Annotated in this window: 9 protein-coding genes; 4 read left to right on the top strand and 5 right to left on the bottom strand. The window is 40.2% G+C overall.

All coding sequences use genetic code 11. The features are described from left to right. Nucleotides 1-32: 32 nt before the first annotated feature. On the bottom strand, nt 33-287 hold the full coding sequence (locus V7K79_RS28320) for a hypothetical protein (RefSeq protein ID WP_335052644.1): 255 nt from the start codon (nt 285-287) through the stop codon (nt 33-35). 476 nt (nt 288-763) lie between these two features. On the opposite strand from V7K79_RS28320, the gene V7K79_RS28315 reads away from it, so the two are divergent. The 3 genes from V7K79_RS28315 to psbA all read left to right on the top strand — a co-directional run bounded on the left by V7K79_RS28315 (nt 764) and on the right by psbA (nt 6,869). Beyond that, nucleotides 764-3,781, top strand: coding sequence for a DUF1574 domain-containing protein (locus V7K79_RS28315; RefSeq protein WP_335052642.1), 3,018 nt, complete (start codon nt 764-766; stop codon nt 3,779-3,781). A gap of 153 nt (nt 3,782-3,934) precedes the next feature. Further along, the gene (locus V7K79_RS28310) at nt 3,935-5,434 is read left to right on the top strand and encodes an MBOAT family O-acyltransferase (protein ID WP_335052640.1); all 1,500 of its coding nucleotides are present in this window, start codon (nt 3,935-3,937) and stop codon (nt 5,432-5,434) included. 352 nt (nt 5,435-5,786) lie between these two features. Then, on the top strand, nt 5,787-6,869 hold the full coding sequence (gene psbA / locus V7K79_RS28305) for a photosystem II q(b) protein (RefSeq protein WP_335052638.1): 1,083 nt from the start codon (nt 5,787-5,789) through the stop codon (nt 6,867-6,869). Nucleotides 6,870-6,931: 62 nt separating this feature from the next. Here the strand turns inward: psbA and V7K79_RS28300 are convergent, their stop codons facing one another. The 3 genes from V7K79_RS28300 to V7K79_RS28290 form a co-directional block, all read right to left on the bottom strand. Next, on the bottom strand, nt 6,932-8,053 hold the full coding sequence (locus V7K79_RS28300) for a PepSY-associated TM helix domain-containing protein (protein ID WP_335052636.1): 1,122 nt from the start codon (nt 8,051-8,053) through the stop codon (nt 6,932-6,934). A gap of 49 nt (nt 8,054-8,102) precedes the next feature. Then, nucleotides 8,103-10,676, bottom strand: a complete 2,574-nt coding sequence (locus V7K79_RS28295; RefSeq protein WP_335052665.1) for a TonB-dependent siderophore receptor — start codon at nt 10,674-10,676, stop codon at nt 8,103-8,105. A gap of 154 nt (nt 10,677-10,830) precedes the next feature. Beyond that, nucleotides 10,831-11,829 (bottom strand): helix-turn-helix transcriptional regulator, encoded by a 999-nt coding sequence (locus V7K79_RS28290; protein WP_335052634.1) that lies wholly within the window; start codon nt 11,827-11,829, stop codon nt 10,831-10,833. A gap of 792 nt (nt 11,830-12,621) precedes the next feature. Between V7K79_RS28290 and V7K79_RS28285 the strand changes: the two genes are divergently transcribed. Beyond that, nucleotides 12,622-13,773: a histidine decarboxylase gene (locus tag V7K79_RS28285; protein WP_335052632.1), complete on the top strand. Its 1,152-nt coding sequence runs from the start codon at nt 12,622-12,624 to the stop codon at nt 13,771-13,773. A 74-nt stretch (nt 13,774-13,847) separates the two neighbouring features. Here V7K79_RS28285 and V7K79_RS28280 read toward each other — a convergent pair whose 3' ends face one another. Next, a complete protein-coding gene (locus tag V7K79_RS28280) occupies nt 13,848-17,228 on the bottom strand; it encodes an amino acid permease (RefSeq protein WP_335052630.1) in 3,381 nt (1,126 codons plus the stop codon). Nucleotides 17,229-17,620: the final 392 nt, after the last annotated feature.

Here is a 17,620-nt window from a genome sequence, read left to right as displayed (position 1 = left end):
TAATGCTTACCGGGTTGTTCCTGAGCAAATAATTATTTGGTGTATATCTTCTCATCTTGATTGATTTCGTGTTCATCCGGGAAGTCTAGGTTGGGTAGGCGATCGCCTCGAAACAATTCTTCACTCGCTTCCCCTATGGCTTCTAGTGCTCTGAGTGTAGTTTTTCCAGTAAGCAGCAGCAGTAATATAGACGCTGTACCTATTTGTAAAAGAAACGATTGAGAAATGGGAAACAAATCCAGATTGGATGCGGGTTTAGGTGAAGACTGTTGGTTGGTAGGGGGCATTGCTAATTTTTGGTTATGGGAATTTATGACTAGAGACGCGATTAATCAGCGCCTCTACAGGAATTAGGAGTTAATATAACTCCAACAATTGAGGATGGAGCTTAAATGAGATCAGCTTGTTGTTTGTTTTACCCATCAGGGACGTTAACACATTGGAAAACAAGTCCGGTTTTCAAAGACAAGTTATCAGCCAGTCATATAGAATTATTCTGACTCATAGTTCTTGTACAGACGCGATTAATCTCGTCTCTCCTAACTCCTAACTTCTGATTTTTGACTCCCTATTAGTAAAATAAACGCAAAACTCAACATTAGTCAGACTTACAACCTATACAAGACTATCTTGGCCGATTTTGTGAGCTACGAAGGTAACAAAATTGTTAAAAAAAAACGTCAGAGTGTGATACACCTATGGTTCTAGTTTACAAGTGCAGGCACTATTCCCCAACTATCGCTGACTGTAAAGTTAACTGAGCATGAAAACAGTAGTACCAGATCGCCATCAATCCTTAGTGCAATGGGTAAGCCAAGCAACAGGGATCAACACTTTCGGAGTGAAAGTCCGGTTGCGGGGAAATGACCTTCATATTCTTTGTGAAGGTACAGAATGTCCGCAGCGTTGGCGTACTTTGTCTGATTTGCTGCAAGCACTACAGCAAACAAACTTAGATATTCTCACAAACAGCGAACAAACCTCAATATATCAAGTATTTGTCTATGGTCGCAGAAAAGGGGAACAGCGCCCCTCATGGTGCCATCGGGTTCAGTTAAATCAAATAGATAAGCATCTCGATCAGGTGCAGCAAGCGCTACTAGCAGACTCGGAAAAATCAAAACAATCAGGTGGGGCGCTAATTGTCTCTAACGAAAGTTTGGCACGCCAAGGTAATCCAGAGGCGATCGCTCGATATTTAAGCGAAACTCTCAGTACGTTAGGCGTATCAGTACAGGCAAAGATTAAGCTATCTAAGTCAAAAAATTCTCAGCCAGAAGAAAATCGCCTGTGGATATTTTGCCAGTCAAGCTATAGCCCTGATGCATCTTTGCTTGCTGAACCTATAGCACAAAAGTTGCGTTATCTCAAGCTTTCCGGCTACCAAGATGCTGTAATTGTTTCTCAAGTAAGCGGCGAAACTGCCCCTGATTGGCTGCTGCGGGTGGATTTGACTCCACCAGAGGTGATGCTTAAAGAGTGGGCGCGTTGGGGAGATGTGCAAGCGATCGCTCGATTATTAGCTGAAGTATTATCAGGGTTAAAAGTTGGTGTCCAAGTTTCTCTAAAAGAATCAACGCTACATATATTTTGTATCCCAGCTTTCGATCCTTTAGGAACTGCCCCGATTCCAGACAAGGTAGTGTGCTTAGAGGCGATTTTACCGCAGCTAGAAGCGATCGCTCCTCAAGCCATTTTTGCCGCCACCGTATACGGACAAAAAGCAGGTGACAAGGAACCCACTTGGATTGATTGGCTGAGTTTACCCGCAGCAAACCATCCCGCTTTTGCCATATCACCACTTGATTTGGCAAATACTGGCGATGAACAAGCGATCGTTTTTTTACTAGAGCGCTTACTCAATCCTGATTTGGATTGGCGATTATTGACAGGTGGAATTCGCGTACTTCTACTAAACAAAAATGGTTTATTGCACATTATGTGTGATGCACCTGTTTGTCCACAGCGGCAACAAGTAGTAAATAAAATTACGCAGTTTATCCGCCAGTTAAAAATTTCCGGTATTATGGGAATACGTATCTACGGTCGCCGTGCTGGGAATAAAGAACCTTTTTGGAATTATGGCGTCGATCTTGAACATCGCCCACGTTTAGTACCGGAAGCAACCCCAGAATTTGCTGCTACTTCTATATACATTAACGATTTAGTAACATCTGAGACTAGTGAGCCAATTTTGCGCCCAGATTTAACGACAGAAAAAGTTCAAAATTTTGTCACAGAAGTAGCGCGAGATTGGATAGCAACGGCGAACTCAACTGCGAGAAAATTCCTGTTGAAAAGCCAGCTATTTACCGAAAGCAACGAGTCAGCAGAACGTAACCATGATGTTCAAGGAATTAAAACTGCTCTGGTTTGGGGAGCGCTGGGATTATTACTTACCCTCCAAACTGATTGGGTATTGGGTCGAATTATTGCACGTAATACGCCCAGTTCGCCAAAAGTCGCTAGTGCCACCCTCGCATCTTCATCTTCCGAGCAAAAGGCATCTTTGACATCTGGAAAAAATCAGAATGAGAAAGCGACATCTTTTAGTAGCACTTCCAAGATAAAATCTCCTCCAAATCAGAGTTCTGTATTTAATGCTTCGGAATTTACTCAAAGTGATGAAACTCCAAAAAATAATTTGCCAGCCGCACCACTGAAGGAAAAAGCAACTGCAACAGCTATTCTTTTAGCAGCGCGATCGCAGATGCCAAGTTTTAATGTCAGGCAGTTAGACGAGCAACTAGCACTGTATAAACAGCGTTTAGCTAAAACTGGTAGTCCGCCAGATATATTGATTATTGGCTCTTCCCGTGCCCTCAGAGGAGTAGATCCCGCAGCACTTTCTAAAGCTTTAGCAACTCAAGGCTATCCAAATCTTGATGTGTTTAACTTTGGAATTAACGGTGCTACGGCACAAGTTGTAGACTTTGTGATTCGTCACGTTTTAGAACCATCAGAACTACCCAAAATAATTATCTGGGCAGATGGTGCGCGTGCTTTCAACGGTGGGCGCGAGGATATTACCTTTAAATCGCTTGCTGCATCAGCTGGTTATAAACAAGCATTTGAAAAAACACCAACAACGGCAAGTAGCAATGATTTACCAAAAAATACGGTAAATTCGGGAGAACAAAAAACAAACGAAGAAAAACAGGAAATTAGTACTTATGAAGCTATAAATCAATCGTTAAATCAGGCTCTAGGATCTGTTTCTGCTAGCTATCAAAACCGTGACCAAATTAAAAGTTTATTCCAAAAACAATTCCTCATATTTGGTAATAATCAGACAGTTACATCACAAAAACAGTTGACAGACGGTACTTCAGATGAAAGTATTTCCCAGCAAGCGGTTGACTTTGATGGCTTTCTACCCTTATCTATTCGCTTTAATCCCGCAAGATACTATCAAAAACATTCTAAAGTTACTGGAAATTATGACAGCGATTATAAATCCTTCCAAATAGAAGGACAGCAAGATACTGCTTTCCAAGAAGTGCTTCAGTTTACCCAGTCTCATAAAATCTCCTTAGTGTTTGTGAATATGCCTCTGACGGGAGATTATTTAGATCCGGTGCGTAAACAATATGAGCAACAATTTCAGCAATATATGTTGCGTTTGGCTACTAATCCCAACTTTATTTATCGTGATTTGAGCCAACAGTGGATAAAAGTAGATGATTTCTTTTCCGATCCTAGCCACCTCAACCGCTTTGGTGCATACGAAGTCTCCAAAAAGCTAGCCCTGGATCCGATGATTCCTTGGCCAGTGAAATAGGGAGTGGGGAATGGGATGAGTGAGAAGGGGGAGCAGGGGGAGCAGGGGGAGCAGGGGAAGAATTAATAAATAGTTCCCAATGCCCAATGCCCAATGCCCAATGCCCAATGCCCCATTCCCAATGACAAATGATTAATGACTAATGACTAAAAAATGAACTTTATATCAATTTTCTATGGGCTGTTCCTGTTGAGTGTGTTAGGAATTTATTGGTCTTTAGCACAACAGAAATTGCGATTATGGACGCTGCTAATTGCTAGTTTGGTTTTTTATGCATCCTTACACATTCAATACATACCATTACTATTAGCATTAACGTTTGTTAATTTTCGTATAGGGCTGGAACTTGGTAACAACACATCACCAGGAAAACATTCTCTTGATTCGCAAATTTCTAATGAAGAGTGGCAATTTGCTCAAGTTGATTGGAATCGTCGCCGTCTAAAGGTTTTGTGGATAGGTATAACTTTAAATGTTTTACTGCTATTAGCTTTTAAGTATTTTACTCCTTTATTCAAGTTTGTTTTTCATGTCCAAACAAACTCACCAGATAGCTCTTTTAAATTAATTGCACCCTTAGGGATTTCATTTTTCACCTTTGAATGTATTGCTTATTTAATAGATGTCTATCGCGGTGCCCATGCTACTGATAATTTTCTCAAATTTGCTACATACAAATTATTCTTCGCAAAACTGATATCAGGGCCGATTACGCGTTACCACAACTTAGCAAATCAATTTAATACACTAGAATTACCCAGTACTAATAGAGTAGTTGAAGCGCTGTGGTTGATTGCTAGGGGCGCAGTCAAAAAAGGTATTTTTGCAGACCACTTGGGAATTTTCGTCGATTTATGCTTTGGTAATTTGCTACGGGCGGGTAGTACCGATTTATGGTTAGCTACATTCGCTTATGGCTTGCAGTTATATCTAGATTTCAACGGTTACGTAGATATTGCTCGTGGTAGTGCTATGCTTTTTGGCTTAGTTCTACCTGAAAATTTCGACTTTCCTTATTTCACCACCAATATTTCAGAATTTTGGCGACGCTGGCATATTACTTTGGGAGATTGGCTACGTAACTATGTCTACTTTCCTTTGGGTGGTTCCCGTCGGGGTTTAGTCCGTACCTGCTGGAATTTATTTATTGTGATGCTAATTGCTGGTATCTGGCACGGTGCTGCTTTAGGTTATATCGTTTGGGGTATGCTCCACGGATTAGCTTTGGTGGTTCATCGACTTACATATTCTATGAGCGATCGCTTTAAAAATCTAGAACAATTCTGGCAAAATCCTCTGGGTATCTTTGTCGCCTGGTTTTTAACTCAACTGATGGTTTTTACCTCTTGGATTTGGTTCCGTTTACCTAATCTCCAAGACTCTTCTTTGGTAATTCGGCATCTTTGGGGTTATCCAGCTGACGCCCAGTTTGCTGAAAAGGTCTATGTGGAAGCCTTAAATATGAGCCAATCCCAACTCACTTGGGTACTTCTAGGTTTAGCTGCCTTTATGTCTATAGTCTATGCCTTCAATCGAATGCTGAAGTTAGAGTTAAACTGGCCTCTTAAACTTGTATTCGTCCCCTTATGTTTCTACGCTGTTTGGTTATTAGCTCCTGAAGGCAGTTTGCCCTACATTTACTTTGATTTTTAACTGAAATATCAGACAACAGAGAACTTATTATCTCGTTACAAATTAGCAAGATTTAAAATCTTTCTGGCAGGCTAATTGTAAAGAAGTGTAAATGAAGGTAACTAGGCGATCGCATGATTAAAAGTGATAAATAGTTTGTTGGCAGAATCGCTTACAAAGCCTCAATCCACTACTTTTTATCACCATTATTTATAGTAGAAAAACTTTAGAGTTTGATGAGCTTTTTAAATAATTATGTTACAGAAGATTAAGTCACAGTTCGCGTCAAAGTAATTTCATGTAGACTGAATTTTAACAGGCGAAAATAAAATCGCTTATTCCATATTTAACAACGCATAGCACTTATAAAACCATGACCACAACCTTACAACGGCGCTCCGGCGCTAGTGTATGGGATCGCTTCTGCGAGTGGATCACCAGCACCGACAACCGCATATACATTGGTTGGTTTGGTATACTCATGATCCCAACCCTACTAGCTGCTACAACCTGCTTCGTAATTGCTTTCATCGCTGCTCCTCCTGTGGACATTGATGGTATCCGCGAACCAGTTGCAGGTTCTTTGATTTACGGAAACAACATCATCTCTGGTGCAGTTGTTCCTTCTTCAAACGCCATCGGCTTGCACTTCTACCCAATCTGGGAAGCTGCCTCCTTAGATGAGTGGTTGTACAATGGCGGCCCTTACCAGTTGGTAATTTTACACTTCTTGATCGGTTGCGCTGCCTACCTGGGTCGTCAGTGGGAACTTTCTTACCGCTTAGGAATGCGTCCTTGGATCTGCGTAGCTTACAGCGCACCTCTGGCTTCCGCTACCGCAGTATTCTTGATCTACCCAATCGGTCAAGGTTCTTTCTCTGATGGTATGCCTTTGGGTATCTCTGGAACATTCAACTTCATGATTGTGTTCCAAGCAGAACACAACATTTTGATGCACCCCTTCCACATGTTAGGTGTGGCTGGTGTATTCGGTGGTTCATTGTTCAGTGCGATGCACGGTTCACTTGTAACTTCTTCCTTGGTGCGTGAAACCACCGAAACCGAATCACAAAACTACGGTTACAAGTTTGGTCAAGAAGAAGAAACCTACAACATCGTTGCAGCCCACGGCTACTTCGGTCGTCTAATCTTCCAATACGCTTCCTTCAACAACAGCCGTTCACTGCACTTCTTCCTCGCAGCATGGCCTGTCGTCGGTATCTGGTTCACCGCTTTAGGTATCAGTACGATGGCATTCAACCTGAACGGTTTCAACTTTAACCAGTCAATCATTGATTCCCAAGGTCGTGTCATCAGCACCTGGGCAGATGTAATCAACCGCGCTAACTTGGGTATGGAAGTAATGCACGAGCGTAACGCTCATAACTTCCCCCTAGATTTGGCTGCTGGTGATGTTACTCCTGTAGCTTTAACCGCTCCTGCTATCAACGGTTAATTCTGAAGATTAGCTTCCATAAGAAGCGCCCTCCAGGAATGGGGGGCGCTTTTTAGTTGTAATTATCTTAAAATAGGCCGTTTAATAAATTCTGTAGGAGATTTTGCTCGATAGCGATACTTCCACATCACAAAACCAGTAATGAATAAAATTAACGGTGCTAGTCCGACAAAGACGTAGAAAATCCGAGATGGTAATCCCCAGAAAGTACCGTAATGCAAATCATTAAAGGAATTGAGAATGCGATCGCCTAATGATGCAGTCGCGCTTGTAGATACTTGTAAAACCTTGCCGCTATACTGGTCAAGAGAAACATCACCAAGATTAAAGTTAAACCAAAAAGTCTCTTCTGGTTTACTTGGAAAGCCAATTAGACTAAGTGATGCGTTGGGTAGAGCAGCTTGAGCAATTTTTAACTGGTCTTGTAGTCCAAGTGGAGACTGACCGGAAATCGGTACAGAAACCAAATTGGGTTGAGGTTTGGAGAAGGTAACAGCGTAGATTATCGGGTTGACAAATTCCGAAAAGTTCCAGCAAAAGCCTGTGAAAAAAGTAAAGACTAAAAATGTCGCTGCGATCGCACCAGCAACTTTGTGAATATCAAAATTTACTCGTTTAGGATGAGCGTTCCATTTAATTTTGAAGCCAGCAATCAACTTGTGCCAACCAGGCCATAAGATAATGCCTGTAATGCTCAAGATTGTGAACAGTAATCCCACAATGCCCACAAACTTCGTGCCAATGTCACCACTTAAGAGGGTGTAGTGGAGTGGATAGATAATGTCAAAAAATATCTTTTGGATTGAGCTTGGCTTGGTGGAGTTAGGGTTGAGAATTACCCCTGTGTAAGGGTTAACGTAGATTGGTAGCCAGTCAATTTTTTTTGTTTTGAGAATAACCTTTATTGACCGATCTGGCTTTGGGGGTGGGTAATATCGTTGAATAGTTGTATCTGGCTGGTTGGCGTAGGCTTTTTTGACAGTGTTAAGGACAACTTCGATTGGTAGTTGTTTTCTTTGAGGGATAATAGTACCACTTTGATGAGATTGATCGAAGCTGTCAATTTCTGTGTGGAAAACCAATAAACTACCCGTCAAGCCGATGATGATTGCAATCAATCCTAGCGTTAGACCCAAGTAACGATGTATGGTGAATATCAAGTTGCGTACTTTTTTAGAATTCAAGGTAGATGCTCCTCTGCATAATGTCAAAATACTAGATTGGTTTTCTCAATTAAAACCGCACGGTTAATGACCCAATAATCGTAAAAGGCGCACCTGGAGAATTTGAAGCAGAATTGCGCGACTCTGTATAATATTCCACATCAAACAAGTTCTCAGCGTTAATTGCTACCTCCCAGTTATTGCGTCGATAGAATAGAGCCGCATCGAATCGCGTGTAGGCTGGTAGCTTGAAGTTTGGCGGATCAAATTGATCACCAAGGCGCTCGCCCACAAAATATGTGCCAAACCCAAAGCCCAGACCTTGCAAATCACCGCTTTTAATTCGATAAGTTGTCCATAAAGAAACAGAATTAGTTGGTGTAATTCTCAGCAGACTGCCCACCTCATACGTATTATCTTTAGTAATCCGAGCATCAATGTAAGAATATCCTGCTGTCAAATTCCAACCCGGTAAGATTTCACCAGTCACACTCAAGTCAATGCCGCGACTGCGCTGTTCTCCAACCTGAATTGAATAGTTAGGAGCGACTGGATCGGTCGTCAAAACGTTAGATTTTGTGATGTCGTAAGCGGCTAAAAGTGTTGACAGTTTCCCATCAAGAAAATCGCCCTTAATGCCCACTTCATACTGAGTACCGCGTGACGGAGCAAAAGCTGAATTCGTTCGAGAACGACCATTATTAGGCAAAAAGGAACGGCTGTAGCTGGCATAGACTGAAACAGGCTCGATCGGTCGATAAACGATACCAATGCGCGGACTAAACGCTTCACCGTAGTCTCTATTAACAGTACCTGCTATAATATCGCTGCCTGTGTTGTTCACCCAATCAAATTGCCCAGCAGCCACTAGGATCAGGTTATCTAGCAACTTAATCTGATCTTGCAGGTAAGCACTATAGGATTGAGTGACATAAATAGAACGGCTGAGAGTGGTATCAGTGGGTAATTCGATATTATAATTCGGGTTGAAAATGTCCAGTGGCGGCAAGGGTGCAGTCAGAGAAGAAAAGAAATTCGTCACACGGTTTGCATCGAAACCAAACAGCACCTGATGGGCTACTGAACCAGTATTAAAGTTTGCGATCAGCCCTGTTTGCATCGCATAAGTTTCATATACAGGTTTATCTTTGACATACGTACCTGTAATAAATCGGTCATCAGACAAAGTGCCATATTCACTGTCTATCAAATCTATATGTTGCGAGCTAATGAATAGCGAATTACGCAGTTGAAGATTTTTATTGAACCGATGTTCTAAGGTATAGCCTCCCTGTATTTGGGTGGTGTTAATGTCATTCGCACTAGGATAGCCAAAATAGCGATTAATCGGCAGTACAAACGAGCCATTACTCAACGCTGGGACTCCAACATCAAATGCTGTTTCTTTATTGAGGTATTCAAAGTTCAGGGTGAGCTTTGTATCATCGCTGATATCCCAGGCGATGGTAGGTGCAAGAAAGAATCGCTTTGTCCCTACAAAGTCTCGAAAACTATCAGAATCCTGAAGCGCAATGTTCAAACGATAGCGTAGGCTGCGATCAGGATTGAGTGGAGCGGAAAGATCGACCGTTCCCCGGTAGTAATTATAACTACCAGCATTGAAGCCAACCTCGTAGAATGGTTCTGATAGCGGTTGTTTGGTGGTAACGTTAATTATACCTCCGGGATCGCCCGATCCGAATAATACAGATGCTGGGCCGCGCACTACTTCAACTTGTTCAACGTTAGAAAAATCTCCTGGTGAACCTGTGCCTGTAAAACCATTGAGTGTGGTTTGTCCCCGGAAGCCCCGAATTAAATAGTCACCAATACCAAACCCTTCTCCACCATAGTCTCCACCGCTCTGTGCAACACCGCTAACGTTATTCAACACATCTCGCAACCGAGTAACATTACGATCTTTAATTACCTGTTGCGGTATAATTTGAATTGTTTGAGGAATATCTCGCAAAGGCGTATCCGTGCGCGTTCCCACGCTCGTTCGTGAGGGGTTATAGCCTTCGTCTCGTTCACCCGTCACCACAAGTTCAATCGGTTCATTACTTTGTGTGGATGGTTGACTTGGTTGTGTTTGACTTTCTGGCTGCTGTGGTTGCACAGGAGATGCAGCAGTTGCAACAGAGAAGATAATACCCTCATCTGGACTGTCAAACAACTCGACAATTGGTACACCTGCCTCCCCCGTTACACTCACCCGGATAGAATTGGCATTAAAGTTTGTTACCGTTATTTCACTAACCCCTGCAATTGGTTTAATAGAACGGAATGTGAATGCATCACCACTAGGTAAACGCAGTTGAGCATTAGGAATGTCAGCAATAAAATTATTGCCAGAACTTTGATTAACTACTTGTAACTGTTCTCCTTTTGATGTTTGTAAAATTATCTCCACACCCTTAGATGTGGGATTTGCCTTCACAGAAGTCACTTGTACAACTTCACCCTCCTGATTTTGCGCTGGCGGGTTCTGCTGTTGTATCTGAGCAAACCATTCTTTGACTGTTCTTGCAGAACGGTCTAGTTCTTGTACACTTTGAATTTCAGTTACTTGCTTTGCCTGAGTTGGTTGTATGACAACAGCAATAAAAAAACAGGAAATAAATAGCGATCGCACCAGTTTCATCACTCCACACACCTAATCGTATTTTTCAAAACAGAACAAAGTCTATTTTGAGAATAATTTTTATTTAAACCCTGTTTATGAGAATAGAGGAAATTGAGCGATCGCACCTATATGGAAACGGGATTTTTTAGGCGGAATCGGGATGTCCTTGTTGCTACAATCCTTTTTGTCGCCGATACTCTCTAGGAGTCATGCCAAATTGTCGCTTAAACAGATAGCCAAAATGACTTATGCTCTCGTAACCCACTTGAGCAGCAATTTCTGGAATTGTGAGATTAGTGCCTCGAAGTAGCTGTTGTGCTTGCTCTAGCCGTAGAGATTGCACATATCCCAAGACTGTAGTTCCAAATACTTCTCGAAATCCCCGCTTGAGCTTAAAGTCATTAAGTCCGATTTCTTTGGCTAGATTCATTAGAGAAGGTGGATGCGGTAGCGTTTGATTTAAAATAGCTTTAGCATGATACAAACGTTCAATTTCATTAGGACGGAAATAAAGCGATCGCTTTAATACCTGCTGATTTCCCTCCCACTGAGCAATTTGAAGTGTTAGTAGTTCCAACACCTTTGCTTCTAAATACATTAGTTTAAGTGTTTCTTGGAACGGACACTGCAATATTTGTTTGAGTACCAACCGCATTGCAGGCGTGGTTGTTCCTAACGGTTGATGGAATCGCTGTTTAATTGGATTTTCTATCAACTGTTGGAGTAAAGCAGGTAATCGATCGAAGCTTCCCTGGAAACTAGAAAGTAAATCAGGATACCAATAAATATTAATACACTGCTTGCGCTGGTTTGCGGGAAAATGCTCAAATTCCCGAATATTTGGCAAGCAAAATAGGTAGTTGTAGCCTGCTACTTCATCGTAATCGTCACTAACTCCAGGCACATTTGGCGTAGTAGTTCTCACACCACCACAAAGAAAAAATTTAGATGTCAGAAAAGGCAAATCATCATGTTCGCCTTCAATAATTACTGTTTCGGAGTACTCACTTTCATGGATTGCTAGCTCAATGTCATGGCGAAGAGAAGTCCAGCGATGACTGTATTTACCAAACCAAGTAGACAATTGTGCTTTTCCCTCATAGTCGTTAAACAACTGCACATCTTCGCAAAATTCACCAAAGTCTTCTGTCCCAGTTAAATGAATAGTCATAGTAAAACTCTCAACCGCTTGTTGAGAATAGTATCTATTAGTAGATATGGCTCTGTCTACGCCAAGCCCTACGGGTAACGCTCCTTGCTATAAGCGAACGCGAGTGCGTCTCGTAGAGAAGCTATGCCGTTCGCGTTAGCGTCTGCAAAAGCTATGAATCAAAAAAACATTTTATTAATTAAAAGCTTGATTTTATAAGGGTTTGGACAAGTGTTTCTTGAAAGAGCGCTAATACATATTTAATTAAGAGGATGTTTGAAAAGTCACGATTGATGTATCAAGTATTTTTTACCCCTCCCTAACCCTCCCCTTATAAAGGGGAGGGAACCGGATTTTTCTTGTTTCCCCCCTTTATAAGGGGGGACTAAGGGGGGTAACTATGCAATTAAAATCACAGCCAATCACTTTTCAAACAACCTCTAAGAGAAATACCTTTTTAGCTTGATGAAGTCTGCATAAGCGGAATTCGTTTGGATAGCCGAGTCAGTCCTAGAAATTACGCAACTAGCACAACGTTAAATATGCGATTAAATCAGGTTGCAGTCACTGAAAAAATATTCAATGTAATACGCATTGTATTATTTCATACAGTATGAAAATATAAATATAATGTACTTTTACAGAATATAGTTGGGTATTAGTACTGAATACTTATCAGTATTTTCACTGTATTATCTACAGTAGAAAGGCTAAATAAGCGTATTATTAAGAAAAAATAAAGGTATGGATTAATACGTGTAACTTAGTTTAAAACATCCATTAACTGAATCAAAATTTAAGAGAAACAGAGATATGTCAAATAAAGTTGTTAATGAATTGGCTGATTTTTTGCTACAAATAGAACAGCGATCGCAGTTTCATGCAGGCTATCCATATAATTTAAGTTGTGATTATAGTGCGATCGCTAAATTTTTCAAGTTTCTATTAAATAATGCTGGAGATCCATATATTGAACCAGATTTTGGTCTCCATTCTCGTAAGTTTGAGCAAGAAGTGTTATCTTTTTTTGCCAACCTCTATAAAATCCCAGAAAATGAATTTTGGGGTTATGTTACTGCTGGCGGAACTGAAGGTAATTTATATGGAATATTCTTAGCAAGAGAAATCTACCCTAATGGTATTCTTTACTCATCACAAGACTCTCATTACTCCATACCCAAAGCCGCAAAACTATTCCGCATTCAACACAATGTTGTTAACTCACAAATTAATGGAGAAATGAATTATGAACATTTTGAAAAACTCATTTGCGAAAATCGCAATCATCCTGCGATCGTTAGTTTAAATATTGGGACTACTGTCAAAGGTGCAATTGATAACTTAGACAAAGTTATCGAAATTTTAAAGCGCAACCAGATTAAAGATTACTACATTCATTGTGATGCGGCTCTTTCAGGATTGATATTACCCTTTTTAGATGGTGCTCCGCAAGTTAACTTTCAAAAACCCATAGATAGTATAGCTATTTCTGCTAAATTCATTGGTTCTCCTTTGCCTTGTGGTGTAGTTTTAACTAAGAAAAAATGGGTAGAAAAAGTTGAAACAGTAATTGAATATATTGGTTCGTCAGATACAACAATTCTGGGTTCTAGAAACGGTCATACCCCTCTGATTCTCTGGTATGCAATAAAAACAAGAGGTTATGATGGATTAGCGAAGGAAGCAAAGACCTGTATAGATAATGCCCAATATCTTTTTCAACAACTTAAAATCAGAGAATATCCATGTATGCTCAATAAATTTTCCAATACCGTAGTATTTCAAAAACCTTCTCAAAGGTTAATTAAAAAGTGGCAATTAGCAACTTTTGAAAATTGGGTACACATTATAGTCATGCAAAATATCGATCGCCACAAAATTGATATTTTTGTTAACGAACTGTTGTTAGAAGAAGGACTGCTTGATAATGTAGATAATTTCCAGCTACAGTCGGCGCTACACTAAGAGTAGATTGTCAACTGAAATTCATTGTCCAGTTTGAAAAGGCGTTTTTCTAAACAGAATTTGCTTCCAAGATTTTATCTTTTTAAAAAGTTTTTTCCGCACAAGTTGGCAGCAAGGAGTATTTCTACTTCTGCCCCTTCCATAGGTGGTAAGAAAAAATACCCTTGCCCATAATCACATTGTAAAGCTTTCAATTGTGCTAATTGATCTACAGTTTCTATGCCTTCTGCTGTTACAGACATATTTAAATTATGGGCTAATGTTACAATCGCTCGAATAATTTCTAAATTTTCTCCTCGACTACCTATACTAATGACAAAAGAGCGGTCAATCTTAATGGTTTTGATTGGTAGACGATGCAAATAACTCAAGGATGAATAGCCAGTCCCAAAATCATCCATGTGCATCTCGACATTCAGCGCTGTTAATTGGGAAAGCACAGTGGTAGCTAATTCAAAATTATCTAACAACAAGCTTTCAGTAATCTCCAATTTCAAACAGCACGGCTCTAGTCCAGTTTGCTGCAAAATATGTTTAACCTGTTTAAACACATCAGGTTGAGTGATTTGTCTACCAGAAAAATTTACGCTAATTGTCAGAGATTCCGAGTTAGGAAATTGTTTATGCCATTTGTGCATTTGGTAACAGGCTTCATAAAGCACCCATTGCCCGATACTAATAATCATTCCAGTTTCCTCAGCCAGGGGAATAAAATCTTGAGGAGAAATAAGTCCTCGTTCTGGATGATACCAACGTATCAGTGCCTCAAATCCAATAATTTTCCCAGTTGTCAGTGAAACAATTGGCTGGTAATCAAGGCGAAATTCTTCTTGCTTGAGCAGCGCATTTCGCAGAGCAGTTTCTAACTCTAAAAGCAAAGCTGCACCTTCGTGCATCTTTGGATCAAAAATCTCATAACGTGCCTTACCAAGTGATTTGGCACAATACATTGCCACATCAGCATCGCGTAGAATCTGCGCTGCTTGCTCATAATCTACTCTACTTAAAGCGATGCCAATACTAACATTAGTAAATACTCGATGCTCGTTTAATTGAAATGGCAAAGCTAGCACCTTTTTAATTCGCTCTGCAACCTGTATAGCGGTGTTGATATCCTCAATTTCCTCAATTAAGATTGTAAACTCATCTCCGCCAAAACGAGCTACTATATCTCCACCCCGCAGAACGGACTTTAGCCGATGAGAAATTGCAATCAAAAGTTGATTTCCTAGTAGATGTCCCAGGCTGTCATTAACAACTTTAAAACGGTCTAGGTCTAAAAAGAGTACGGCAAATAAATAATTATTTTGCTGTTTAGCCTGTTCTATTGCTTGCTGCACCCGCTCCATAAATAATCGTTGATTAGGTAATCCAGTTAGTCCATCATGAAGACTGTTGTGCAGTAATTGTTCTTGTGCTTCTTGACGTTTAACAATGTCTTGTTGAAGTTGTTGATTAACTCTAATCAGTTCAATAGTGCGTTCTAACACCAACTGCTCAAGTTGATAACGATACTGGACTAATTCTTCCTCTGCTAGCTTCCGCTTAGTGATGTCACGGACAATAACAATATACTCCCGTAGCAGAGAATTAAATGGCTGTGAAATTGTCGATTCAACAATTCGCAAACCTTGGTTAATTTTCAAGGTTTGCTCACTTCTAGTAGACCATTGCTCCGGTTTACCGCGATAGCATATTAGAATTTGATTCAAGTTTTTTCCAAGCAGCTGCTGAACACTTGTTTGAAATAATTCTTCAGCAGCTGCATTTGTCTGAGAAATTGTTCCGTCTTCATCTAATACTAAAACAGTATCTGGAACAGTATCGAGAGTCGTAATAAATAGATTTCTTGCTTGTTTGCGTGCTTCATCAATAGCAATAATTTGTGGTAAAGTTGTCCAGCAAGCGATCGCAACACCTGTAAAAGAAAGCGTCACTAATAAAATTGCTAGGAAAGAATTTTGAGGATGATTAGAAAGTCGAGCTATAAAATCGCGAATAACCCAACTGATTGTGGCAGTAATACAAATCAATGATACTAAAACAATCACTTGTAATACTACAAAATCTGGATTGTTTCTATTGAGCTTAGTATCGTAACGCTGTGTCCACCAATTTGGGTGTAATGGCGCAAATGTTAACCGACGTAGTACTAAATCTCCAATCGTCAAAATAATGGGTAATAATAATCCCACTAATAAATTTTTCCAGTTCCAAGCTAAACCCCCCACTATTAGAACTACTGCTTCTAACAAGAAAAAACCAAGTGACAACCAAGGCCATAACACGTATGATTTGCCCCGAGACACCCATAATCCTAGATGTAACCCCATAATGGACATGAGATAACAAGTGCCTGCTACTGTGACAAGTTGAGATACATTTCCTAAATTTAGACAAAGCAAACTGAGTAGAAAAGTAACTAAAATAGCAGGGCCAAGGACACCTTGACGGGAAACTAATGCAAATATAGGGGAAAGCTGTCTGTCTAAGGCAAGCTGATATAATATCCGAGGAGAGTTAGAAACTGCTGTAGCAGAACTTAGAAGGCAAGATATAGTAATCAGAAGTGTTACTAGAAAAGAGGCAGATTCACCCCAAAAAGGCTTAGAAGCCGTGAATAGATTGAAGAAAACTCCATCACGTGTAGGATTGTGAGGGGAACACATTAATACCCAAGAACCACCTAGAAACACCGGAGGAATTAACCAAGCAGCTACGGTTAAAAACTTTAAAGTTTTATATGGGTGGCGACTATCAGCAACAAAAGAAGAAGTGGTTTCACAAGCATAAATTGAATAGCTAGCTAGAAAAAACCACTTTGCCCATTCTTGAAAGGTCAGGCTATGCGTGCTAGTTAAAAGAGAATTAAAATTAGCAGATGACAAGACTAACCATAATATGCCTTGAACACAAAACAATAACAGTAGTAAAATCGCTGGGAATACAAAAAATAAATGCAGAAGCGCCAAAGCACGGGTACCACTGAACGCTAAAATAAAAGGAATTGTTGTAAATAAAACTTTTAACCAAGTTTCTGGACAAGAAATATGTAATGTTTCAAAATTGTATTTAATTAAGTTAGTGAGAATAATTGCATACAGTGCTGGTGCTGCTGCCCAGCTAAAAAAGTATCCTAATGCTACGTAACGGCCTAAGGCAGGAAAGTTTTTTAATAGCCTTGTGGTATAGTTTGGTGTTCCTCCAGCGACATCTGACCAATGTCTACCTAGACTTTGTACCTGCAAGTTTAGCAAAAAGGAAATAATCGTGCCAAAAAACCAAACTAAGATAGCTTTCGGTCCTAACGCTGCATGAATGATGGGGGCAGTACCAATCCATCCAACATGACCAGTTAACCCGAAGCCCCAGGTTTCGAGATAACTCAGAGTCCGTGGTAGGCGCATTAGCAAGTGCTGATTGTTCTGTGCCTGCGCAGAATCGTTACTAACCATTAGTTTTTTAGTGAGATTTACTGACCTTTTCACTCAATAGCTGAATCTCACTAATTATAGCTTCCGTATAACTGCTGAACTTTCAGAAAAGATAACTTATTTAATACTGAATTGTAGATTTGAGATTTTAGATTGACCTCATGCCCAAAGAGTCTTCTTGATAGAGAATTTTCAATTGGGTATTTGAGATTTATTCTATGTAGCTTGTTTCTCACCAAGTAAGTATAAATTATCTTTCTTCAGACCTTTGTAAAAATTGAAAGGTTCAGATTTGCGGCCTACTTAATAGACATAGACATTTCCAGAAATAAATTATTTATTGCCTAAAACCCTTGTAAAGACGTAGCACTCCTACGTCTTTACATTCATATTTCTAATTGAAAAATCGGAAA

Origin of the sequence: Nostoc sp., assembly GCF_036917575.1 — a bacterium.
Lineage (GTDB): Bacteria > Cyanobacteriota > Cyanobacteriia > Cyanobacteriales > Nostocaceae > Nostoc.
The sequence above is the reverse complement of the archived record's forward strand: the minus strand, read 5'-3'. Positions and strand labels throughout refer to the sequence as shown.